Annotated in this window: 19 protein-coding genes and 1 pseudogene; 4 read left to right on the plus strand and 16 right to left on the minus strand. The window is 53.2% G+C overall.

Going from position 1 to position 23437, the window contains the following annotated elements; genetic code table 11:
• Positions 1-36: 36 nt before the first annotated feature.
• From RC74_RS18860 to RC74_RS18870, 3 genes are read right to left on the minus strand one after another with little or no spacing between them, the layout of a single operon-like run.
• A complete protein-coding gene (locus RC74_RS18860) occupies positions 37-1161 on the minus strand; it encodes an ABC transporter permease (protein ID WP_052274972.1) in 1125 nt (374 codons plus the stop codon).
• Positions 1158-2324: an ABC transporter permease gene (locus RC74_RS18865; protein WP_052274971.1), complete on the minus strand. Its 1167-nt coding sequence runs from the start codon at positions 2322-2324 to the stop codon at positions 1158-1160. Before RC74_RS18865 ends, RC74_RS18860 begins: the two co-directional genes overlap by 4 nt.
• Before the next feature lie 55 nt (positions 2325-2379).
• Entirely contained in the window at positions 2380-3378 is a 999-nt protein-coding gene (locus RC74_RS18870; protein WP_039003459.1) for an HlyD family secretion protein, read from the minus strand.
• A 181-nt stretch (positions 3379-3559) separates the two neighbouring features.
• Between RC74_RS18870 and RC74_RS18875 the strand changes: the two genes are divergently transcribed.
• A complete protein-coding gene (locus tag RC74_RS18875; RefSeq protein WP_052274970.1) occupies positions 3560-4222 on the plus strand; it encodes a TetR/AcrR family transcriptional regulator in 663 nt (220 codons plus the stop codon).
• A gap of 96 nt (positions 4223-4318) precedes the next feature.
• Positions 4319-5509, plus strand: coding sequence for a hypothetical protein (locus RC74_RS18880; protein WP_039003458.1), 1191 nt, complete (start codon positions 4319-4321; stop codon positions 5507-5509).
• A gap of 314 nt (positions 5510-5823) precedes the next feature.
• On the opposite strand, the gene RC74_RS18885 is transcribed toward RC74_RS18880, so the two are convergent.
• Both RC74_RS18885 and RC74_RS18895 read right to left on the minus strand, forming a co-directional pair.
• On the minus strand, positions 5824-6669 hold the full coding sequence (locus RC74_RS18885; protein WP_039003457.1) for an urea carboxylase-associated family protein: 846 nt from the start codon (positions 6667-6669) through the stop codon (positions 5824-5826).
• Positions 6670-7835: 1166 nt separating this feature from the next.
• Positions 7836-8756, minus strand: coding sequence for a ketopantoate reductase family protein (locus RC74_RS18895; protein WP_039003456.1), 921 nt, complete (start codon positions 8754-8756; stop codon positions 7836-7838).
• Between the two features lie 469 nt (positions 8757-9225).
• On the opposite strand from RC74_RS18895, the gene RC74_RS18900 reads away from it, so the two are divergent.
• Entirely contained in the window at positions 9226-9912 is a 687-nt protein-coding gene (locus RC74_RS18900) for a nuclear transport factor 2 family protein (RefSeq protein ID WP_236939979.1), read from the plus strand.
• A 107-nt stretch (positions 9913-10019) separates the two neighbouring features.
• Here the strand turns inward: RC74_RS18900 and RC74_RS18905 are convergent, their stop codons facing one another.
• The 5 genes from RC74_RS18905 to RC74_RS18925 all read right to left on the minus strand — a co-directional run bounded on the left by RC74_RS18905 (position 10020) and on the right by RC74_RS18925 (position 13166).
• The gene (locus tag RC74_RS18905) at positions 10020-10463 is read right to left on the minus strand and encodes an acyl-CoA thioesterase (RefSeq protein ID WP_039003455.1); all 444 of its coding nucleotides are present in this window, start codon (positions 10461-10463) and stop codon (positions 10020-10022) included.
• Between the two features lie 327 nt (positions 10464-10790).
• Positions 10791-12224 carry a mercury(II) reductase gene (gene merA / locus RC74_RS18910; protein ID WP_039003479.1) on the minus strand — a complete coding sequence of 478 codons (1434 nt, stop codon included), beginning with the start codon at positions 12222-12224 and terminating at the stop codon, positions 10791-10793.
• A gap of 19 nt (positions 12225-12243) precedes the next feature.
• Positions 12244-12447: a mercury resistance system transport protein MerF gene (gene merF, locus RC74_RS18915; RefSeq protein WP_062628359.1), complete on the minus strand. Its 204-nt coding sequence runs from the start codon at positions 12445-12447 to the stop codon at positions 12244-12246.
• Between the two features lie 6 nt (positions 12448-12453).
• Positions 12454-12750: a heavy-metal-associated domain-containing protein gene (locus RC74_RS18920; protein WP_039003454.1), complete on the minus strand. Its 297-nt coding sequence runs from the start codon at positions 12748-12750 to the stop codon at positions 12454-12456.
• 11 nt (positions 12751-12761) lie between these two features.
• On the minus strand, positions 12762-13166 hold the full coding sequence (locus tag RC74_RS18925) for a mercuric transporter MerT family protein (RefSeq protein WP_039003453.1): 405 nt from the start codon (positions 13164-13166) through the stop codon (positions 12762-12764).
• Positions 13167-13240: 74 nt separating this feature from the next.
• On the opposite strand from RC74_RS18925, the gene RC74_RS18930 reads away from it, so the two are divergent.
• Positions 13241-13660, plus strand: a complete 420-nt coding sequence (locus tag RC74_RS18930; protein ID WP_039003452.1) for a MerR family transcriptional regulator — start codon at positions 13241-13243, stop codon at positions 13658-13660.
• A gap of 580 nt (positions 13661-14240) precedes the next feature.
• On the opposite strand, the gene RC74_RS18935 is transcribed toward RC74_RS18930, so the two are convergent.
• The 6 genes and pseudogenes from RC74_RS18935 to RC74_RS23895 all read right to left on the minus strand — a co-directional run.
• On the minus strand, positions 14241-15191 hold the full coding sequence (locus tag RC74_RS18935) for an IS110 family RNA-guided transposase (protein ID WP_236939980.1): 951 nt from the start codon (positions 15189-15191) through the stop codon (positions 14241-14243).
• Between the two features lie 244 nt (positions 15192-15435).
• Positions 15436-16143, minus strand: a complete 708-nt coding sequence (locus RC74_RS18940; protein ID WP_039003451.1) for a DUF3047 domain-containing protein — start codon at positions 16141-16143, stop codon at positions 15436-15438.
• 211 nt (positions 16144-16354) lie between these two features.
• On the minus strand, positions 16355-19348 hold the full coding sequence (locus tag RC74_RS18945; protein WP_062628360.1) for an autotransporter family protein: 2994 nt from the start codon (positions 19346-19348) through the stop codon (positions 16355-16357).
• Positions 19345-21585, minus strand: a complete 2241-nt coding sequence (locus RC74_RS18950) for a beta strand repeat-containing protein (protein WP_062628361.1) — start codon at positions 21583-21585, stop codon at positions 19345-19347. The genes RC74_RS18945 and RC74_RS18950 overlap by 4 nt, the downstream gene beginning before the upstream one ends.
• Positions 21586-21618: 33 nt before the next feature.
• Positions 21619-22659 (minus strand): TIGR03032 family protein, encoded by a 1041-nt coding sequence (locus tag RC74_RS18955; protein ID WP_082802365.1) that lies wholly within the window; start codon positions 22657-22659, stop codon positions 21619-21621.
• Positions 22660-22993: 334 nt separating this feature from the next.
• Positions 22994-23221: pseudogene (locus RC74_RS23895) on the minus strand (IS30 family transposase); the annotation flags it as partial.
• Positions 23222-23437 lie beyond the last annotated feature (216 nt).

Here is a 23437-nt window from a genome sequence, read left to right on the forward strand (position 1 = left end):
CCCGTAGGCTCCCCTCCTCGTTTATCTGGAAATCGATTATTGTCGCCTATTGCGGGGCAGCCGCGAAAGACCAACTGCCAACGTCGAATAGACTACCGTAAGAACAATCTGCGTTTGTATAGCTCCAGCGACATCCCGCGCGGAGGCGCCCATCTGGTCCACCGCAACGATTGCGGAAATAGCCGTGGATGATGGAACAAGCATCGACAAGGTGCGCAGGTTGTCAGGGATCATTTCAACCGGCCACGAGATGCCCGACAGAAAGAACAGCGGCATCCCGATAACCACAAGTAAGAACACAACCCCCTCGCGCCAAGGGATGGCCAAAGCGATGGCAAATCCCATTGCGATACAGGCACAGATGAACGGGATGGCAATCAACAGCAGGGTTCCAAACTCCCCGGTGCGCGGAATACTGTAAAGAAAAGGTAATAACATCTGCGTGAAAGCGACCCAGATCATGTAAAGGACAAAGTAAGCGGCAATCGTAGCCCACAAACGCCCGCCCGTTGGAAGCTTGCGCCCCGCATGGAGCAACCCAATCCCCATCAATAACGTTTGCTGCAAGATCAGAACAAACGCAGCAGGAACCACATAGCTGGCATAGCCACCTTGGGGGTTAAAAACGGCTACATTCGTCACCGTTACGGGTGACAGCATTGTGCGCGCCACGCCATCATCAACGCCCAGTGCAGTGAGACGCGCATAATTGACCTGTGCGCCCATTGTTCCAGCAACCGTAGCCACGGCCCGCATTACATTGGAGTAGATCAATAAATAGCTGCCATCACTATAGGCGGCAACGGGCGCAGGGCGGCTGGCAAGGATATTTGCCTCAAAGCCTTCAGGAATAATAACGATCCCGTAAACATCGCGCCTATAAAAAGCATCCCGTGCGGTTTCCATATCCGGCGCGAATGCGGTCACATCGACCCATTCCGTCACGTCGATCTCCCGCACAAGGGTTCGGCTGGCGGTAGAATTGTCTTGATCGATCACAGCCACAGGAACATCGCGCAACACCTCGCCAACATAAGGTTGCGGATAAAGAATGCTATAAATCAGAATACCGACAATCATCGTAGATTTTGCGCTGTCGTCCGCCAGAAGCGTACGAATGGCCCCGAAAAATTCGGCAACAAAACGGCGTAGATTTCTCATATATTACCCTCTCGGGTCTCGTTGATTGCCTCATCAGCAGAGACTGGCCCCTGCCCCGCCGTCTTGCGAGTCATGATCCACAACAGGGTTGAGAAAACCAAAAGCTGAGCGAACAGCCATGCCATTGTTGGTAAGGAATATTCCAGAGGCGCACCCCGTAAGGTCTGATCTGTCCGCAATTGTAGATAAGGGGTTAGTGGTATGACCGCACCCCAGACCTGCGAAAAGAGAGTCATCCCGAAACGTGGGAAGCTGACGCCAGCAAACCCAAAGGACGGTGCCACGATCAGCCCCATCATTCCAAGCGCCCCAGTCGTGTCCTTTGCAATCAGCGCGATAAACGCTCCCATAGCCTGACACGTTAATATAAACATGAAGCCGCTTAGGAAAAACACGAAGACATTGCCGCGAAAACTGGCGTCAAAGAAGCTGAACATCAACACATCCCCAAGCAGCAAAACGAACGTGCCTATAAAGGTATAAGGTAGAAGCTTGCCCAAAATTGCGCGGGTTGGTGTTTTCGAAAGGCGCAGCAGGCGCGCCATACCGTTTGGTGAATGACGTTCGCGTGAAAATGACAGAACGGCCGCAGCACAGATGAAGATTTGCATGATGGTTGGCATGACTGCGGAAAGCAGAAACTGGATGTAATCAAGGGAGGGGTTAAACAACGGGCTTTGCTGCACTGGGATAGGCGTAATCAGCTCCAGTGCACGATCCGTCCCGATACCCTCGGACTCAAGCAGGCGTAAGGACACACCAGCCGAAAATGTCGACACTGTCGCGCTCAGGCTGCGCCCTACGATGCCTCCGGCTGTCAAAAATTGACTATTGGAAAACACCACGACTTCGGGCTTTTGCCCACGCAACAGATCGTGTTCCATCTCGGCGGGGATCATCAAAACCGCATAGGCCCGCTGGGCTACAAGAGCCTGTCGCCCCTCGTTGAGCGTTGTTAACTGCTCAACAACCTCAACATCGGCCGTCGCGTCGGCCATGCGCACGATCTGGCGCGACATCGTGGACCCATCCAGATCAACAACAACAACCGGCAAATCGCGCGGCAAGCCCGGGGCAAAGACCACTGCCAGCATGAGAAACAAAATCAGGGGCAGCGGCACCAGCATAAAGGCGAGCGCGGGCCGCGTTGCGATTTGACGCAACTCACGTCGCCAAATGCGACGAAAACCGGGGGGAAGATGCGAGGGGGCCACAGGATTATTGGCCGCTACGCGCAGTGGCGGGCCAATCCACCAAAACGCTCATCCCAGGGCGCAATCCTGCGACAGCCGCAACTGGATCTGCCCGTACAGAAAAGGTCCGTAAATCAAAATCGCCAGTGGCCTTAGTCGCGCGCCAGTTTGCGTAACTCCCAAGAACGTTGATCGATGAAATCGTTGCATCAAACAAATCGGTGTCATCGCCCAAAGCAGGAATACGAACTTGCAACGGTTGGCCAATCTCCAGTCCTTCCAGAAAATCTTCTCTCAAATTAAATGTAAACCAAGCGTGATCCACATCCACGATCGAAACAAGTGGCGCGCCCGCACTAAACAGCTTGCCCTGCTCTGAGGTGCGTGTCGTCACTTCACCGTCAATGGGAGAAGCGACTGTCATTTCATCCACGCTGGCTTTGGTCTGTAAAACAGATGCCTCAGCCTGTTTAACTTGCGCGTCAGCTACGGCCTTTTGTTCTGGACTCGCACCATTGCGCGCCTGATCGAAGCTGGCCTGTGCGGCGACTTGCGCTTGAATTGCAGCGGTCAGATTATTGGCCGCCTGATCAAGCCCCGCCTGCGATACAACTGAACCGGTTCGTAACTTATTGATCCGGTCAAAGTTGCTTTGCGACAACGTCACGTTGGAACGTGCTGATTCCAACTGTGCTTGTGCGGCGGAAATTGTCTCTGGGCGCGTGGAATACGTTAGATCGCGATTGGCCCGCGCGACCTCAAGTGCTGCTTGTACTGCGGCAAGTTGTGCATCCAATGTCGCGCTTTCCATCCGTACGACAACATCTCCGGCACTCACACGATCCCCAACATTAACAGGCGTTTCGGAAACACGCGCCGAGATCATCGCCGATAAATCAATGCGTGTGGCTTCCACTTCACCCTGTACAAGATAGGTTGCGGGTTGGCTCACAGTCCAAACCAGATAGCCTGCCGTTGCAGCAACGGCGATCACTGCGATAGCCACGGTTTTGTTCAGTTTCATTGGGCGACCTCAATTTTGACTAATTTTGGAAAACTACCCTTTTCTAAATTCAACAATGCAGACAAGTCAACACCAAAACACCTTATTCACAAAGGCGGCAGGCGTTTTTAGAAGGTTCGCGACGAACCACTCTTGATTTAAGAAAATTTATGTTTTTATAAAGTGCCCGAGAGGAGCCAACATGACTGAACACGAAACGACCCCAGAAAAACGGCTGCGCGGCCGCCCGTCTCTGCGCACGCAACAAGAAACGCGTACGCTTTTGATCAAGGCTGCAGGTGACGTGTTTCTCAGCGAAGGTTACGCGGGCACAAGTATCGAAGCCGTAGCGCGCAAAGCTGGAATGTCGACCCGCACGATTTACAAGACGGTATCAAACAAAGCGGACTTATTTCGACTGGTCGCGGACGACGCCATCCAAACGAGTATCGCCTACCTTGACACCCCGCTCGACGCGACAACACCAGAAAGTGCAATTTTGGCGCTATCTCACGCCTATTCGCACCTTGTGCTCAGCAACGATGGCGTCCTGAAGGCGCGTGCAGTTTTCGCAGAACAGGCCCAATTCCCTGAGTTTCGCGACAATTATCTATCGTCAATTCATAAGGTTGCCCACGCGTTTGATCAACGCTTTGTTGCGCTTATTTCAGTCGCCTACCCCCTTGATGTTATTGATCTTTACGAAGGGGCCGCCCTGTTGCGCAGCATGATTAACGGAGCACAAAGGGAAGCCGTGCTTAACCCCAGTTATGATAGTACAACCGCTGATATATCGGGTTGGTCCGATAAATGTACGCACTTCGTTATAAGAAGTTTACGATCGGCGAAAGCGGTGGGCACTTAGGCAGCCCAGAATGACAAATGCTGCGACTTCCCCCAAGGCCTGCATGTCCGGAATGGACCAAACGATGCCCCCGCGCGATCTACCTAAGGCTTCACCATGTTAAACGCTTTAATCCTAACAGTTGTTGTGCTTGCGGGCGCATTATTGATCTGGCCCCGTTTGGCCAATGCCACGTTGTGGCGTGCAACAATCACGCCTCTGGCTTCTATCATCGGAAGTGGGTTCCTCGTTTTAGGTCCAATTCTTGACGTAAACTACGGTGGTTATGCCCCATTTATCATGCTGGCTTTATGCGCGATTGCTTATCTTTTCGGAAGTGCAATTCGGTTCAATATAGCTCTTATTGCCGATGGTCCTAAGTTTTCACCCTTGTTTGAACGGTTAGAGTTAGCCTCTTCTGCGGTATTGGCTTTCGCGTATTTTGTGTCAGTTTCCTACTATTTGAACTTGTTTGGCTCGTTCGGGGTGAGCTTGACGGCACTCAACGACAATTTTCATGCGAACATGCTCACTACTGCAATTTTCATGCTGATCCTTACTATCGGCTGGATGCGAGGCTTTAAAGCGCTTGAGCTAATGGAACAGGTTTCTGTCGGCCTCAAGCTCGCGATTATCGCAGGCCTGGTGTTTGGCCTTGCGGTGCACTTCGGCGAAGCAGTGCAAACTGAAACGCTCCATTTCGATCCACCAAAAACCACAGGCTGGGCCGCGATAACGCTTATGGCTGGATTGATTGTGACCGTGCAAGGCTTCGAGACGTCAAGATACCTTGGAGTGACATATGACGCCAAGATGCGCATCCGGTCGATGAAGCTGGCACAGTGGATTTCCACGGCCATCTACATCATTTATATCATTTTCTTAACCTATACTTTCGAAGCAGACACCCTCTCTCTGGACGAAACCGCGATCATTGATCTGATGCAGATCGTGGCGCCTATCTTACCTCTGCTGCTTGTCGCTGCAGCCCTCAGTGCTCAGTTCAGCGCGGCCATTGCTGACACAAGCGGGTCAGGTGGGCTTCTTACTGAAGTATCAAAGGGAAAAATCTCCGAAAAGCTCGCTTACGCCCTACTTGTGGGATTTGGGATATTAATCACTTGGACCGCAAATATATTTGAAATCATCAGCTATGCATCGCGGGCTTTTGCAGCCTACTATGCAATCCAGTCCAGCATTGCAGCAATCGCAACAGCCAAGCGCGGCGATACTTGGAAAGCCGCATTATTTACAACGATGGCAATAATTGGTGCTGCGATCGTAGTATTTGGTACGCCCGTGGAGTGAACCAAGCAGATACCAGTTGAGATAGCAACGAACGGCAGATCAAGGCCACGGTCGCAGCCCCATCAGAACCAGTTGCATGGTGGCTTTTGAGCCAAACCCCTTTGGTCTTGTGCACATTCCGCCGAGGTTACCCAATGCGGCAAACCATTGTTACCACAACGGCAATGACCCCCTCGGGTAACCAAAAAATTCGTAGGCGGAGCTTTTTCTATCACGACTTACCGGAGACAGGTATCCGGACGATCAGTGACGGCACGAGAACAACAATGAATGACGTCGAGGCGACCATCTCCAGGCCGCTATAATTGCTTTTTCTAACGTCCATGGCTGCGCGAATAAGCATTGAATGCGGGGCTTTTCCAATCGCCCAGAGCCCCATCCTCGGGAGAATAAACTTCGACGACCAAGGGATAGCAGGCGGCTGTGTCGCTGGAATGCTCTGAGGAGCAATCACCACCAGGACAGGCCGACAAAGCCCCCAATAGATCAATCTCTGCGAAAAACTCAATGTAATCTCCCGGCCGTACCGGGCTTGCCTTCATGAAATATTGGCCAGAATCGCGGGAAAACCCCGTACACATAAAGACGTTTAAAACGTCGTGCACATGTGTCTCTGCCTCCGATAGAGGCAAGCCGCAGTGATCGGCCAATGCACGCGTCAGGTTCGAGTGACAGCAATGATGATAGTCATGGCCCGACAGCAATTGTCCCGTATAGGGATCGCATCGCGTACCGATTACATCGTGTACTGATCCGCCGAACGCATCGATCCCGTACCAATCCAATGTGTCATCAGTCACAGTTGCCATCGGGCGCAGATATGGAAAACTCGACCACATTCGCTCACCCGTCGTAATATGCGTCCCATGCAACGCACGGGTTTTCCCTGAGTAGAACTTCTCCGTTAGATCGTTCGCATTCCACAGGTTCAAATCTCCTACCTGTGACCCGCCTTCGCAGATAATTCGGAAAAAATGTCCTGCAGGCACATTGTAGGTACAAGCGTCCCGAGGCGGTACAACGATGCGCTCCTTTAGTTCCATCCCCGTGCGCGCATTCCGGTATCGTTTCATATCCGGTACCGGCAGGCTTTCCACTGGATAGCAAATAACTGGCTTCACGTCGCGGCGGGCTTGGGCATCAAGGGGTGGCTGTCTCATTTGGGCAAACTTTCTATCAAGGCGATGCAGGCATTAGTACATCTAAAAACATCCGAGCCGTAGGCAAAACATAACATTCGTTCGAACTGATGTGCGTGATCGCTCCGGCCCTCTGACGCGCCTGTGTATCTCGTTGCCATTCTCAATCTCCTTCATAGTAAACATTGCTCGAAAGAGACCGGAACTAAATCGGGGCAAGTCCTGTTTTCCCAAGATCTATCTCTAAACAGTGTGTTCGAGTGCTGAAGAGACTCGGTTAAAAGTGACTTTTTTTCTCGAAAGACCTACGCAACCGTAAATGCCGCGGATGCCCCTGGTTCCCTTCTTGCAATAAATCCAGACCATCCGGTTCTGCGTAGAAGGCAAGTACATCCTTGATCCTTTTTTTGACGTCCAGGGCACACGTATCGTCATGGTTCGGACGATACAGAACCCGAATGCAATTTAGCCTTGCGGATGATCTCAGGCTCCGGATAATAGCTGGCGCAATGTCAGAACACTTAAAGATGCAAGGTGTCGAATATCCTAAATCTGCTCATATTCCGTAATCTGCGAAAATTGACCATATGGTTTTTGGTGATCACCGTCATCATTGCTCTGTATGCTGATGAAACTGATCCCCTGCCATTAAGTATTTTCATCAGACTTCTCATTGCCGCTGGCATAGTCATCTTTTTGAATATCCCGTTCGTTAAAGCGATAGGGCGAATTTACCTGAACACCACTCCGGGTGATGATGATCTTGATGACTAAATTTGTCAAAAGAGGATGAAATTGCGTATTTGGCCAGCTAAGGCAAACGCTAATTGCCCTGCCCTGATAGAGGCCGATACGCCTAATTCACCGTATTTACCTATTCGCTTGTCTGGTTCTAATGTTCGGAGGTGCCGTCCCTCCCCGATTTAATTATGGACGACCGAATAAAACCGCCGTTTGGACGCAACAGCGTGACGCACATGGTGAAGGCTCATAAAAGAATCAACCGAGGTGGTCGAAAACCGCCACGTCTTATTGAGCCGGCCATAAGGGCGCACTAAAATCTCGGGATGCGATAGCGAGTGCCCTTCAAGGAGTAGTTGAAATCTACCGCCTCCATCCCTCCCCCGAACCAACACAGGTTTGCTTTTGCATCGGTTACACGATTATGTGGAAACCACCAGAAATTATCAGGGAGATCCATATTTAAATGGCTGGAGCGCCGACCAGAACATCTCATGGATCGGCGTCGGAACACCGTATTGGCGGCCCAGACGCACCACGTCCCCGCTCAAGTAGTCAACCTCCAGCCGCTTGCCGGCTCTTAAGTCGTCGAGCATTGAGGCATGCATCGTGTCCGGCAAAGTTGAGATAGTTTTCCAAGTTTGCTCGACAAGGCCCTCGGGCAAGTCCGGCACCACCGCCCTACCGACCCGATTGGTTTCTGCCATCCCAGCAAGGAACAACGCGCGGCTGTCTGGATTGTCCCGAAGCGGCCCCATATCAAGCCGCGTCAGGGTCGTGATGCTGGCCAGCATCGCCTGAGAGATGAATTTTACCCACAAGTCGTGCAGAATATTGTCCGGGATCACGGCTGTCGCGCCCGCCTCAATGATCGCATCACGAAGGGCCGCAACGCGCGGGGTGACCCGGCCATCCAGCTCGCCAAATGAGAGCGTGTCCCACATTGCCGAATGGTTGATGACGCCGGGTTCGGGAATGTCGGCTGGGATGCGCGCCACGCCTGGCACCACGTGCTTCATGCCGATGATTGCGCCAAGCCGATCATGGGCGCTGACACCATTCTGACAAGTCACAACCATCGTGTCAGACTTAAGCATTGGAGCAATAGCTTGCGCCCCGCTTTCAACGTCATAGTTCTTGACCATGAACAAAACCACGTCGACCGGTCCAACTGAACGGGGATCGTCGGTTGCCGCGATCTCAGACAGATGTAAGTCCCCGCACGGGCTCAGAATTTTCAGGCCTCGCTCCTGGATCGCCGTCAAATGCGCCCCCCTTGCGATCAAGACAACTTCGTGCCCTGCTGCCGCCAGACGTGCTCCAAAGTAACCTCCGAGCGCGCCTGCGCCCATCACTGCAATCCTCATACGTCTCTCCCACATGTCTACCAGTCTCGTTCTTAGCACGCGTGTCGCCCGGTGCTGAAACCTTATTGTGCCAGAATTCACAGAGGCGGCATCCCGCATCGCCAGCGCCGGTCTCGTCCGGAGCCAAGGCCCGTTTGTTACTCTATGTGAGTTAGTCCAAGTTCAGGGCTGAGGGCGCAGCAGGTCCGCTTCGGGCCGTATTACCCTCCTTAGGGCAGGAACGTCGAACGGAAGCTGAGTTCGCGTTGCCGCCGCTCGCCTTCCGGTTTGACGTTGATTTCGGGTGCAAGCGCGGCGAAGGTCGACGGTAAGCCCTTATTGAAAAATGCAGAACAACGCACATTTCGGCTTAAAGGGCGGTGGTCTCAACTGGTGGACGCAACACTTTAATCTTTAGGAAGAGATGGAGTGTTTTGAATGAAGTATCGTCGCAGTATCTATTATTCAGCTGAACAGCGTGCCGCATAACGTGCCAGTTCCAACAGGAGCCGCGCCGATCCTTGGATTTATTCCTGCGCTGAAAGACAGTGGAATAAGCCCCACGACACACCGAGTCATTAGCGAAGGCGACTTTGTCGTTCTGCACAATACCTATGAGAACGCACAGGCATTCGGGGCAGAAACACTCGTCGCGTTCGACGTCTTCCGTGTGCAGGACGGTCAGGTTGTCGAACACTGGGACAATCTTCAGGCACTACCCGCAGAAACGGTCTCAGGACGGTCAATGACCGATGGTTCGACCGTGATCGAGAACCAAGATTTAACGACTGAAAACAAGGCATTGGTCGAAAGATTTATCGCGGATATCCTGCAAGGTGGCGCGCCGGATCGGATCACAGTTTACGTCTCCACTGAGACTTATCTTCAACATAACCCGATGGTCGGTGACGGTCTTGAGGGATTGAATGTGGCCCTTGCGGCAATGGCCGAAGCTGGGCAAGCGATGGCATATTCAAGGACGCATATGGTCATGGCTGAAGGCAACTTCGTTTTTGCCGCATCGGAAGGCACGATTGATGGCTCTCCGACCGCGTTCTTCGACCTGTTCCGCGTCGAGAATGGCAAAATCACCGAGCAGTGGGGCAAAGCTGATCGTGCGCGGGTGGCCGTGAAGCGGCGCTTACTCGAGATGATGAGCAAGGGCGGCAGTGAATAGCAGTTCGCCGACGCTCGCAATACGTTGGCTGACAGCTACAAAATCTTGAAACTGTCAGACACCATTTTTACACGCACCATTTGTCGCTAAGGTCGAGCAACAGAGCATTACGCCGAGTGACTCTCCATTATTTGGCGCGGCACACCACTTTCGTCTATAGCAACAAAGACAAAATCGGCGCTTGTTACCTTTTCGGCGGCTTTACCAAGCCGGCCCCTTGCCCAGACATCGACGTGAATACACATGGATGTACGACCCACTTTCCTGAGGGCTGCATAGAGGGTTACTTCATCACCTACTTTGACAGGGCGCAAGAATTGCATCCCCTCTACGGCGACAGTTGCTCCTCGTCCTTGAGATACTCGGCCGGCCATGTTTCCGGCGGCAAGGTCCATCTGCGACATTAACCAGCCGCCGAATATGTCTCCCGATGGATTGGTGTCGGCAGGCATGGCAATGGTCCGGATGACAAGCACCCCCTCGTCTTGTTGGCGACCATGGGAGCCGCGCTCCTGTGCCCGGGCAAGAATATCTGCCTGCTCATTGCTCATCCAATCGGCTCCTTCTTTTCAATAGTGTTGACGTGAACGATATAGCGATGGCCATGTAGAAGCACTTTGATTATTTGGTGGTCTACATTTAATGAGTGTATTTTCATATGCAGCATTTATTTCCAAGGGCGGATTACGGACCTTCGCTGCGTTCGCAAACTAAATTGGGCACCTGAAGAAAGAGGACGCTCGGGGCTGCGACCCAGTTTTTTCGATGCGCAAACGCTGCTAACAGCGGCAGTGAGCCCATAGCTTAGCTTTTCCGCGTCGCTGCCACTGTCTGCTAACGCGAAGATGAAACAATTTAATGTTTGGATGGTGAATATGCTACCCCGCACAACAGGATAGCTTTGCGACATCCTTTTCGAATGTCTGCGCGGCCAGTTTTAACCCCTCGACGGTTGTGAGGTAGGGAAAGATCATAGCGCCCAGATCGTCGTAGGTCATGCCCATTTTGAGGGCCATGGCGGCCGTCTGAATGCTATCTGCGCCTTCTGGGGCAATGATGTGCGCTCCAAGGAGCTTTTTACTGTCCTTCTCCGCAATCAACTTGATGAGTCCGCGTGTGTCACGCGCAGCCAAAGCGCGGGGTACATGCTCCAACCCTAAAACAGATGTGACCACCTCATATCCCAATGTCTTGGCCTGCGCCTCGGTCAGACCGACACTGGCCACCTGTGGGTCAGAGAAAACAACAGCAGGCATGACGCTATTGTCATAGCTCAGGGTGTTTCCGTTCATCGCGTTTTTGGCCGCGAGCTTTGCGCCATAAGCGGCCATATAGACGAATTGATCGGTCCCAGTCACATCGCCTGTGGCATAAACGCCGTCCCGCGTGCTGCGCATTTGAAGGTCAATCACAATTCCGCCACGTGCATTTGTATCAATGCCAGCGACATCAAGTGCCAAAGAACCCGTATTTGGGACACGACCTGTCGCCAACATCAGCTTTTCGGCTTTGATCTCGACGGCGACGCCATTGTGTTTGGCGTGAAGGATGACAGTCTCGTCCGACTTTTCAAATCTATCATATGACAATCCGTCCAACACCTTGATGCCCTCATCGGCAAAAGCTTTCGTCAGGGCCGCGCTGACTTCGGGTTCCGCCTCTGGCAGCAAACCGCGACGCGTGACGATGGTCACTGCGACACCAGCTCGGGCGAAGATCTGAGCAAGCTCAACGCCAATATACCCGCCCCCCATCACCATTAGCGATTTTGGAAGTTGCTCCTGTTCAAGGGCCGAAGTGCTGTCCAGCCAATCGATACCGTCCAGTCCGAGTATATCTGGAACATGCGGGGAGGAACCCGTTGCGATGATGACTTTTGGCGCGCAAATGGTACGACCGCCAACGTGTAAGGAACCATCTTTCGCGAAGCTTGCCTGACCTTCGATGTATGTAATGCTCTCATAGTTTGGCAGAACATCAACGTATTTTGCGACGCGCAGATCATCCACCAAGGCTTGTTTTTGGGCCACCATTGCCGCCCAATCCGTCACTCTTGCCGTGGCCTCCACGCCGTCAAAGCGGGCGGCACCTTTGGCTGAGTGAAGTGTTTCGACCGCACGGATCATCGCTTTGGAGGGGACGCATCCGACGTTGACGCAAGTGCCACCGATGGTTCCGTAGCCGATGAGAGCAACCCGCGCTCCGTCCTCGGCAGCGGTGATGGCTGCGGAAAAGCCAGCCGAGCCAGCCCCAATGACAGCGAGGTCAAATGTATCGGTATCAACCCCATTTGGGTTCAGTAAATCAGGCATGATGTTTGGACTTTCAGGTTCAGATTTTTCGCGCACGGCGGAGGATCGCGTAAATCGTGATCAGCACGAATATGGCAAGGGCGGGCAACAGAACGTAGTCGAGATAACCGACAACAGCGGAAAGGCCCACGACGCCGAAAAGCACCACCAAAATGGGAGTGAAGCAGCACAGCGCTGCAATAAGCGTGCCGACGATGCCCATTTTAAGTAGTTTGTCTTTCATTTGCGCTCACGAATTACTGTCGTTGGGTACAAGCTCAGCCTCATAACCCGCAGACGTAGAGGCGCGTGCGATATCATCTGCACTGGTCATGGCATCATCAAAGACGACAAATGCTGTGCGCGTGTCAGAATCTGCGCTCACTGAATTAACGCCCTGTACGGCGCCCATCGCAGATTCAACGATAAAGGGGCAGCTTGCGCAGGTCATACCAGGAACAGAGAATGTCACTGTTTGCTCAGCCGCAAAGATAGGGCTGGCGGCCATAAAACCAAGCAGGGCCAAAACGGAAGTGTGGAGTTTCATTGTATGTCCTTTCAAAGACCAAGAAGAATGGGAGCAACGACCGGCGCGATCCAATTCCAGAACAGCGCGATCACGATAAGAAATGTTGATGCCCACAGCGCGGATTTCACCAACCGGTTGGGAAGTGGGCGGGCACAGGTGTCACCCTCGGCACAGGCTTTGGGCTTGCGGTAAACCATCCAGTAGCCGTAGCCGAGAAACCCCAGCGTGGTCACAATGAAGATTGGTTTGTACGGTTCAAGCGCAGTCAGATTGCCGATCCATGCACCGGATATACCAAGACTGAACAGGATCAACGGAACAATGCAGCACGTAGAAGCGGCAAGAGCGCCAAGAATGCCGCCCGCAGCTATCATGCGCGCCTTACGGCTGTCAGGGTCGCTCTGGTTTAGGTCAGCGTCTATGGTGTCAGTCATGCAGGCCCTCGCAATTCAGGTTTCTTCATGTAAGATGCGGTCTGTAGCCACTACAGAAACAAGGGGTTTTTTCGATGTCCGACTTCACGAATGCGCGAGGGTATCCAATTGGCGAAATGTCCAAGAGAACCGGCGTGAATATTGAAACAATCCGCTACTATGAACGCATCGACATCATGCCGAAGCCGGATCGCACGGCAGGTGGCAATCGCCAATACAACCACGACCAGCTCAAGCGGCTGTCCTTTATCAAAACGTCCCGCGAACTTGGGTTCAGCATTGATGAAATCCGCCAATTGCTGGAAATGGTGGACCGGCAAGATTTCACATGTGGTGAAGTGCATGGATTGACCGTTGGGCACTTGGCGTCAGTGCGCGAAAAGATCAAAGGGCTGCGGAAATTAGAGAAAGCCCTTGTTCGAATGGCAGCAGAGTGCAGCCAAGGCGATGTGCCTGATTGCCCAATCTTAGACACACTGTTCGAAACACGGTGATCTTAGGGTGTTCCTCCATGAGGCTAAGTGGGCATTGGATCACTCTCGGTCAAAAGTCGGTTTGTCCGCACACCGAGGTTTCACCGACAAGAATGCTGCACCAATCACCAATGGCCGCTTCGACGGGTTGCAGGGCAGCAATAGGAAGTCGTGGTCAATGGCAGCTTCTCTAATTGGGTGTTTTGGTCAAGCTCATTTTCCTTCTTTCTTTTGGGTCATTGTCACTCATCCGGGTCACGCTCCTCTTCGCAGTCTGGTTGATGCCGTTTTGGCACCGCTGCACGCATATGTCCGATCGGTAGTGGATAGCCTTGCTTTGAGACGCGCTTCACGTTGCGCAGTAGCCATTTCCGGCTTCTTCTATTACCTGACAGGGCATGTTTACATGCCTAAGAAGGCACAGACCTCGTCCGGTGAGGGACGACCCCGTTAGGATTGGGTGGTTGGCGCTTTAGATCATGCCGTGCCTCCCACCGTCCTGACGGAATTCCGTGCCATCAATCCACATCCTGTGGAGCAAGGCGGCGAGTCTGCAGGGTATGCCGGATCAGAAAAGGATCCGGGGGATCGTTTTCCCGGCTTACGCGACAACGGCGCGACGACGACCCTTGGTGCGCATCAACCGCATGCCCCAAGATTTGATCTGTGGTCCAGCCATCGTTCTCATAAGCAAAGCGTTGGCCGCGGCGTACAAAGTTGCGCGGACGTCTCTGTCTCCCGCTTTCGATATACGACCGGGATTGTCGTGTTCTCCTGACTGGTATCGTCGCGGTGTCAGCCCAAAATGCGCGCCTACAGTCCGTGACCGTTTGAAGCGCGTAGGATCATCGACAGCGGCTTTGAAAGTCAATGATGCTATTGGTTCGACACCAGGAATGGTCATCATTCGCATGCAAACTTCATCATGGCTGGCGGCGCGTTTGACTCGCCGGTCCAGTTCCAGAAAGTGCTGATACAAAACCACACGTGCATCCAAAAGCGGCACCAATGCATGGGTCAGAACGTCATCCATCTCAATCAACGGTCTGACGACGCCGTCAAAGCTGCCGTGCTTTACGGTCATGGGCAGACGAATGCCGAAGATCTTCAGCAGCCCACGGACTTCGTTTGCCAAATCCATCGTTTTCTTCAGCAATGCCTTGCGTGTGCTGAGCAACGCACGCACACCTTGCGCCGCTCGGCTCTTCATATGAACTGGATTGAACCAACCAGTGCGCAGTACTTGAGCGATGCCACGCGCATCATTCTTGTCTGTTTTGTTCCGCATTGCCGACAGCGCTGCATTGGCCTGACGCGCCTCCATGCAGACGACATCAAAGCCTTCTGCCTTCAGGCCATAGAAAAGGTGCTGGCTCATCGTGCCCGCTTCAAAGCCGACTCGCTCAATCGGATGGGGAAGCGTTCCAAGGCACTCAGCGATGTCGCTGACTTCGCATGGCAGCTCGCGCTCAAGCAGCACGGTTCCCTTGCCATCAACAATGCAAACCGCACAGAATCGCAGCGATACGTCTATTCCGGCAAAATATTCCATTTCTCATCTCCCTTGCTCACAGTCATCCTGTGATCTTATCGGGAGCTCGACCTCTGAACAGAGGGTAGCCCAATTACGCATGCTTTGGGCCGTTCGTGTCATTCAAGACTAAGGGCGAAAATCGTACATTCACTGCGGTCATGTGCTAAGAAAGGCGGCAAGCATTCTTTAGCTGGGTCAAGAAACCTAAGATATGCGAGATGGAAAACTCAATTTCTCTAATATTCGGTGTGTGGGTCATAAGCTATTCCGCAAAAGACAAGACGATCTCGCGGAAAAACCCGTCGCTGTTCGCGCCGGTGTTGTCACTGTCACAAAAGAAACCCAGAACCTGTAGCCGTGGTGTCCCCGTGCCGCCGATGTCCCTGTAGAGCTTACGCAGGTCCACGCTTTGGTCGTGCCAAACCCCGACATTTTCATCCAAACCATTGGCAACTAAATGATGGAAGGTTCCGATGATTTTATAGTCACCTGGGGCAAATATCCGGTTACTCCAAATGATCTCGGCGCTTTTTGCTTCCCCCGCTTCATTTGAGAACTGCAGATAGAAGCGGAGCGGATGATCATCGCCATCTTCCAGATCTTCGTCGACAGTACTTTTGATCGGCAATGTCACTTTCCACTGCCAAGACAGGATCGGCAGATCACTCAGTGCAATATCTGTGTCCCGTGCGAGGATCGAAGCGCTGCTGTGTGTCGTGCATCGTAACGCAGGCGCGCCGTCTTCTTCGGTCATTTGATACTGGGTGGGCGTGATCCGAAAGAACACCCGTTCTTTCCAACCGCTACTAAGATTATCCGTGTCGAGATCATCCAATAGTTTGATTGGCGCCGATCCTGCCACAAGTGGTTTATCTGTCTCCCAAAAGGGTGGCCGCAACCATGTATGGGCCGCGTAACCCGTCGCCAGAATGATACCAAAAGCTATGATCTTAACGTTAAACTTGCGCATAGTCTTGCGTCCTTATGATCAGAAAACAGAATGAATCAGCCGGTGCAAAGATGGAGAAGAGAACAGCGCTGCGCATGCTTCGACAACCGAACGAAATATCATATTCTCTTCGGTTATAGTTCAGGGCCCAGCCACTGGCTTTATTTCATAATTCATCTGGGCCAATTCGGATGAGCGTTGATCGCTCATCCGTTCATCATAAGCGCTTGCCTTAGAACTCCATTCTAAGGCCAAGATTTGCGCTGATCTTCTGGGAGTCGCCGATATTTTCCAAGCCTGTGGCATAAGACGCTTCCCCGTAAATGGAGTATGTATCGTCCCACATGTAGCTGCCACCAATACCGATTTCTGCGGCCCAGTCTTCGCTCGCATTGGCGAGGGTAACACCGGACACATCCACCGAGTTTGCACCATCAAACTCATGGTATAGGTTGGCGATCCCATAGAGGCGTTGCTCGCCGTTTTCGGAGGGTTTGAATTGATCGACCTCAACCCCAAGACGCAGCACCAGGCTTTCAGCATCCGTGAGGTTCACGTATTCGCTGCTGGGGCCCGTGAAGGCATCGTAGTCGATCTTCGACTTGGTCAATTGCGCCTGTGGGATGAAGGTCAGCCCTGAATCAACCGTGTATTCTTGGCCAATTTCCAAGGACAAGGCTTGGCCTGTACCGTTGTTGCTTTGGATCAAAGACCCAAGGCTGGCGGAGGTAAGATCGCTCTCGTAACGGGAGAATTTGAGCTGCCCGTCAACGTAGAACCCGCGATAATCATACCACGTTGCGGCCAATGTGACGCCCATGGCGGTGCTATCGATGGAGCCATTCCCAAACTCGGACGCGACTTTCGTGTCACTTGTGGCGTAGTTGAGGACCAACCCGCCCACAAGAAATCCAGTATCCCCTTCGTTGAAGATGGCGTCCGCACCCGCATGCAACTCCCAGATATTACTATCGCTGGTCGCGCTCGTTGTGCTGGTTTTCGGGGCTGTTTTTACGCTGTCATAGCCCATTTGGATCCAGAAGGGCGACGGTGTGAGCTGTGCGGACGAACTGATCCGCTGAACCGGAGCGGAATCGGCTGCCGCTGCGCGTTGCAGATAGTCTTGCGAGCTGCCCCGTTGGCGCATCGAGCCAGTACCGTTCAACTCCAAAAGGGACTTCGCGTAATCCTCATAAACAGGCGACCCCGGTTGATAGCGAGGACCGATCGGATCGGTTGGATCGGTTGGATCGGTTGGGTCAGTCGGATCGGTTGGGTCAGTCGGATCGGTCGGATCAACGGGATCGGTCGGATCAACGGGATCGGTTGCACTTGACTGTAAACGCCAACTGCCGCCGTCAGCTTCAACCAACGTATAGGCATAAGCACCCGCGACGACTGCCTGTTCTCCCCCTGTTGTTACATAGTCGCCATCAAGACTGAACGCTCCCGCAGAAGTGCCCGCAACAGAGATCACTTCGATCCCAAGCGAGGTGACATTGCCACCACCGCCTGCATTCGCAATCGAAAGAATACTCGAGCCAGAGGTATTGCCTTGCACTTCGAGTAAATCAGATGCGGAAGCATCATCATTCAGCACGGCATCCAGCCCAATGACACCCGATCCGGTGTAATCTCCAGCTATCGTGATCACATCCCCAGCAACACCGTCTTGCGATGTTAGGACACCATCGTTGGTTACGTTGCCGTTAATGGTAACAGCTCCGTTTCCAGCACCAGAGGCATCAAAAATACCGCCCGAAGCCGTGCTCAAGGGCGCGTTCAGCGTAAAGGCCGCGCCCGTACTCAAGCGACCGCCATTGAGAACCGAAACACCGGTTCCCGCTTGGCCATCGCCAATCGCAAAGGCCGCATCGCTAAAGCTGGCGCTTCCGCCGTCCACCGCAAGAACTTCCCAGTTCAACAGCGTGCTGTCGGACAGCGCATATCCCAGTCCTGTCACGCGCAACGTATCGACAAATCCGTCCACGGCACTGCTGTCATCACCACCGTCCAAAGACGTGATGCCAGAAATATCGCCGCCCGCCAAAACCACTTCATCCGAACCATCCGCCAATGTAACAACGCCGGTCACGCTTGATCCGGTGTTGAACGTCGTGATCGAGTCACTCTCGTTGTTCACCAGCGCAGTGCCCGTCGCAGAACTCAGATCCGCGCCGTCATTCAGGGTGATCCGCGTCAAGGTGCCTGCGAGGGATGTGGCTTGCAGCGCGGCTTCTGTGCCGCCTCTCACGATGCCATTCATAGTTACATCCGTTGTGCCACTGCCAAGGTTAGTCGCAAGCACGCCAAATTCGCCGCCGCTTGCGCCTGTCGCGACAACGGTTACATCCGTGCCCGTAGAGGCGTTATAGGCATAAACCCCATCATCATTGGTGCCCGAGACATTGCCAATTGTCGTCACCGAGACGGCCCCAGTACCATAGTTGACGGCGTAAACGCCATATTCAAGGCCGCTCACATTCGTGGCCACAACCGTTAGATCGGTTCCTGCGGCATTGTTTGTTGCTGCAATCCCGTCTTCGCTGGTTCCCGACACATTACCTGTTGCCGCCACCGAGACGGCACCACTGCCATAGTTGTTCGCACGAACGCCATACCGTCCACCGCTCGCTGACGCTGCAGCAACCGTCAAACCCGTACCTGCGGAGGAGTTATAGGCGTAGATTCCGTCTGTACTGGTGCCAGTCGCTGCGCCCGAAGACGTCACCGACAAAGCGCCAGTGCCATAGTTCCGGGCATAAATTCCGTTGTTAGCGCCAGAAACATTCGCCGCAGAGATCGTTAGGTCGGTACCAGAATTCTGCGCCGTGATCCCGTCTCCAGTCTCACCTACCACATCGCCTGTGGTTGTCACCGTGAGCGCATCAACGGTGCTAACATATTCTGCGTGATCGGTAAGGAGTAACGGACCGGGATAGTAACCGCCATCGCCGTTTATTGCACGAATTCCGTTTTCCCCGCCGCGAACAGCCACCGCAGTGATCGTCAGATCCGTACCGAGGTTCCACGCCCGAATTCCGTCATCGTTTGTGCCGACCACATCGCCCGTTGCAGTGATCGACATCGCGCCACTGCCAATGTTGCCGGCAGAAATTCCAGAGTTACCGCCACTGACCGCTGCAGCTTGGATTGTTAAGTCCGTGCCATAGTTTTCAGCATAAATCCCGTCATCATTTGTACCCGTCACAGTGCCGGTTGTCATGATCGAAAGCGCGCCATCCCCCCGTTTTTGGCAGAAATCCCGCCACCAGTGAAACCCGTCACAGCACCCGTTGTGGTAATCGACAGCGCGCCAGTACCAGAGTTTGTAGCGTAAATCCCGCTGGAGCCGTCGACGGCTCCAGCGTCGATCTTCAGAGCTCCGTTTCTGTTGATGGCACGGATTCCGTTTCCGACATAACCGCCGCTAACGGCTTCTACGTCGATCATAATATCCGTGCCTTCATTTAGAGCATAAATTCCGTCATGCTCACCGCTCGACACAGAGCGCGCGGACGTGATCGACAACGCGCCATCGCCCGAGTTGACAGCGTTAATCCCGAAAGTACCGCCGTAGACGTTTTCAGCGTCGATCTCCAGTGCTCCGTTATGGTTGGTGGCACGTATTCCGCTTCCGAAGTCTCCCCCGAAAACATTTACGGCGTCGATCGTAAGATCCGTACCGTCATTTTGAGCATAAATTCCGTCATACATAACGGTCCCCACATTACTCGTGCTCGTAATCGACAACGCGCCGTCGCCAGAGTTCACGGCCCGAATCCCGTGGTAAAACCCGTTAACGCGTACGGCCTCGATTGTCAGATCTGTGCCGTCATTTTGAGCATAAATTCCGTTCGTGCCGCCAGAAATATCTGCCGCTATGATCGTAAGATTCGTGCCTTCGTTTAAAGCATTGATTCCGTTACCATTAGTACCCGTAACAGTGCCTGTTGTCGTGATCGACAGCGCCCCTGTGCCAAGGTTGGTGGCGAAAATTCCGCTGGAGCCGACGACGGCTCCAGCGTCGATCTTCAGAGATCCGTTACGGTTAAAGGCAAGGATTCCGTTTCCGGAGGAACCGCCGCGAACGTCTTCTGCGTCGATTGTGAGATCCTCGCCTTCGTTAAAAGCATTGATTCCGTTACCATTAGTACCCGTCACAGTGCCCGTTGTCGTGATCGACATCGTGCCGCCAGTTTTCTTATTTTGGGCGAGAATCCCGGTGTTATAGCCGTCGACAGTTGCAGCATTGATCGTCAGGTCCGCGCCATAGGTGATGGCATTGATCCCGTCTGCATTAGTACCCGTCACAGTGCCCGTTGTCGTGATCGATAGCGCAGTGCCAGTGCGCCTATTGTGGGCGACAACCCCGGAGCTATCGCCGTTGACAGTTGCAGCGTTGATCGTCAGGCTCGCGCCACGGTTGATGGCGGAAATTCCGACACCAGTGATACCCGTCACAGCACCCGTTGTGGTAATCGACAGCGCGCCAGTACCATAGTTTGTAGCGATAATCCCGTTCGTGGCGCCAGAAATATCTGCCGCTTTGATCGTCAGGTCCGCGCCTTCGTTTAAAGCATTGATTCCGTTACCATTAGTACCCGTCACAGTGCCTGTTGTCGTGATCGACAGCGCCCCTATGCCTTCGTTTTCGGCTAAAATCCCATTTTCACCCCCGCTGACAACTGCAGCATTGATCGTCAGATCCGTGCCATAGTTTACAGCATGAATCCCAGCGGAATAACCACTGACATCGAAAGCATTGATCGTCAAATCTGCGTCGGTATTCACGGCATAAATCCCAACGCCGTTTTCGCTTGCCACAGTGCCCGTTGTCGTAATCGACAAGGCCTCGGTGCCATTGTTTAAAGCACGAATCCCCGCGTTATAGCCACTGACATCGACAGCATTGATCGTCAACGCCGTGCCAAAATTCCGTGCCCGAATTCCGTTATCATTGTTGCCCGTCACTTGGCCGGTCGTGGTGATTGAGAGCGCGCCAGAACCATAGTGGCGTGCATCAATACCGTCACTTTCCCCCGTGATAGTCGAACTGTGTTCGTCGGCAAATGTTAGGCCGGTTGCGTTGTTGGCAGCACTCAGAGTTAACGCGTCTCCAGATGTCGTTGTAATTTCGAAATCTGACGTGGTGCTAACGTCTAAACCATAACCTATAGCGGACGTGAGAAACTGTAAGGTCGTCGTGTCTCCGCTACAAACCCATGTCCCCGGAATGGGGGGACCATCGACACAGTCCGCAAAGCTTGCACTCGCGCCCCCAATCACTGCGAGCGCAGCGCCCAAAGCAATGCGCGACACGGACGCGCCCAAGCTGGCAAAGGCTTGACCCAATTGCGGTGCCAAACTCACAGCTTGGCCACCGATCTTGGTGAGGCGGCCGCCGGGGTGTTTAAGGTGATGATAGGCAGGCGTTGGCTTGTTGAAATCGGAAGTGCGCATTGGGTGGTATCCTTACTCGATATTTTTTTTGATTTAAATTTTTGTCTTGGAATATGTGATCAGATTGGCCGCCTCTGGCGACGTCGGAGCAAGCGCCATTGGGCAGGTCACTCCAGGAAGTATTTCAAGATCGTAAAGCTCGCTGACGGCCCCATCAATGCGAAGCCAATCAACACAAGCCCCTGTATTCAGGTCGATCACTTGCAGCCCGCACCACGGCTCACTGTCCGCCGCGCGGAGTTTTTCATCCAGCGCGAGCCCCTCAAACCGCTTATAGCGCGGCTTAGAAAGGCCCACGATTGCCAGATTGCCGTGGAAGCGCAGCCCCCGCAAAAATCCGGGGCAAAAGACGCGCGGCTCAAACGTACCGCTCTTGATATCAACAACGCCCAACTCGCCGGTGCCAGAATTCAGCACCCAAAGGTCGCCGTTATGCATCCGTGGAGAATGCGGCATCGACAACCCTTCGCAGACCACCTCGCCCGTGGTCACATCCATCACGATGCCGCCATCGGCGCGACGATCTCGCCAGCCGTCAATGGTGTCGGATTTGCTCACGGCGCTCACATACCGCGGCGCGCCGCCTTCCATCGCCAAGCCATTCAAGTGACAGCGATCTTCGTCGACCAAAGCCGAGATGAACGGCGGCCGCCACACTTCCTCAAAGCTTTGCCGCATCGAAGGACGCGCCAAACAGTTGAACCGCGTGTTGACAAAAACCGCCCGTCCCTCGGTATCAACGCCCACATCATGGGCGTCCAAATTACCGGTCACATGCACCAAACGCGGCACATAGCAGGCATCAAAATATTTGTTAATTTGCTCGCCCGCATCCAACACATTCTCGAACCGCATGATCTGATAGGCGCTGGTGAGGGTCAAAGCGCCCTGATCGTCAAGGCACAGCCCCATCGGTTTTGGCAAATGCGACTGGTGAATATTCAGGCCACCGTCCTTTTTCAGGCCAACGAAATACAGAATGCCCGACTGATACGAGCTAAAGGACAGCGAAGCCCCCATGCCACGCAACCGTTGGGCAAATCCCGATGATACAGAAAAGGTCGTTTCGCTCATATGCACTCCCATGCCGTCGCCGCCGAAAGACGCGCGAACTTATCAAATTTATTTGCACGAAAGATTAGCGGAGAACGTCATTTCCCAAACGTGACCGAAAGGGCGGCTTTCTTGCTAAAGCATTAATCGAAGCAGTTGTTAATAAAGAAATTTGTATATCAAGAACAAATAATTACCCAGAATTTCAAGGTCAAGATTTAAGTTTAAAATAAAAAACTTATTGGTGAATTTACGCTCACATTCGCCCTATTTGCCACACTGGTAATCGTGCTGGGTGAATATCTGAGACTGGACTATGAATCCCCCATTCTCGACCAATGGCCTCCCCTACATGCAGGAGCCCACGGGAAATCTCATCCCATTCAATGAGGCTCAAAGCACATCGTGACCGCGTACGATCAGCGGGACGGATCCCACCGGTTCGTGCCAAATGAGGGAAAATCGACGAAGACGCACGATTGAAGTGACGGCCAATCGAGCTCATTGAATCGCCTCGCTGCCACCGATCCCACATCTCGGGCTTCTGTTTGTCATTATAAAACGTCCGTGTGCAATACTTCATAATAACACTCCATCTTTCCAAAAAGATTAAAGTGTTGCAGCGACCTGTAGAGACCGCAAATGGCAAGCAGTCACACTGAAAGCTGACCGTCATCGCGACTGGTGGTTTATAGGCCTCGATGAGGATGGAAACCTTGTCTATAACAAGGATCGTGCCGTGAAATGACATCATTCCTCTATGCTTGTTCACCTCCGTAACAAACGCCTCGTGGAGGAG

Origin of the sequence: Falsihalocynthiibacter arcticus, assembly GCF_000812665.2 — a bacterium.
Lineage (GTDB): Bacteria > Pseudomonadota > Alphaproteobacteria > Rhodobacterales > Rhodobacteraceae > Falsihalocynthiibacter > Falsihalocynthiibacter arcticus.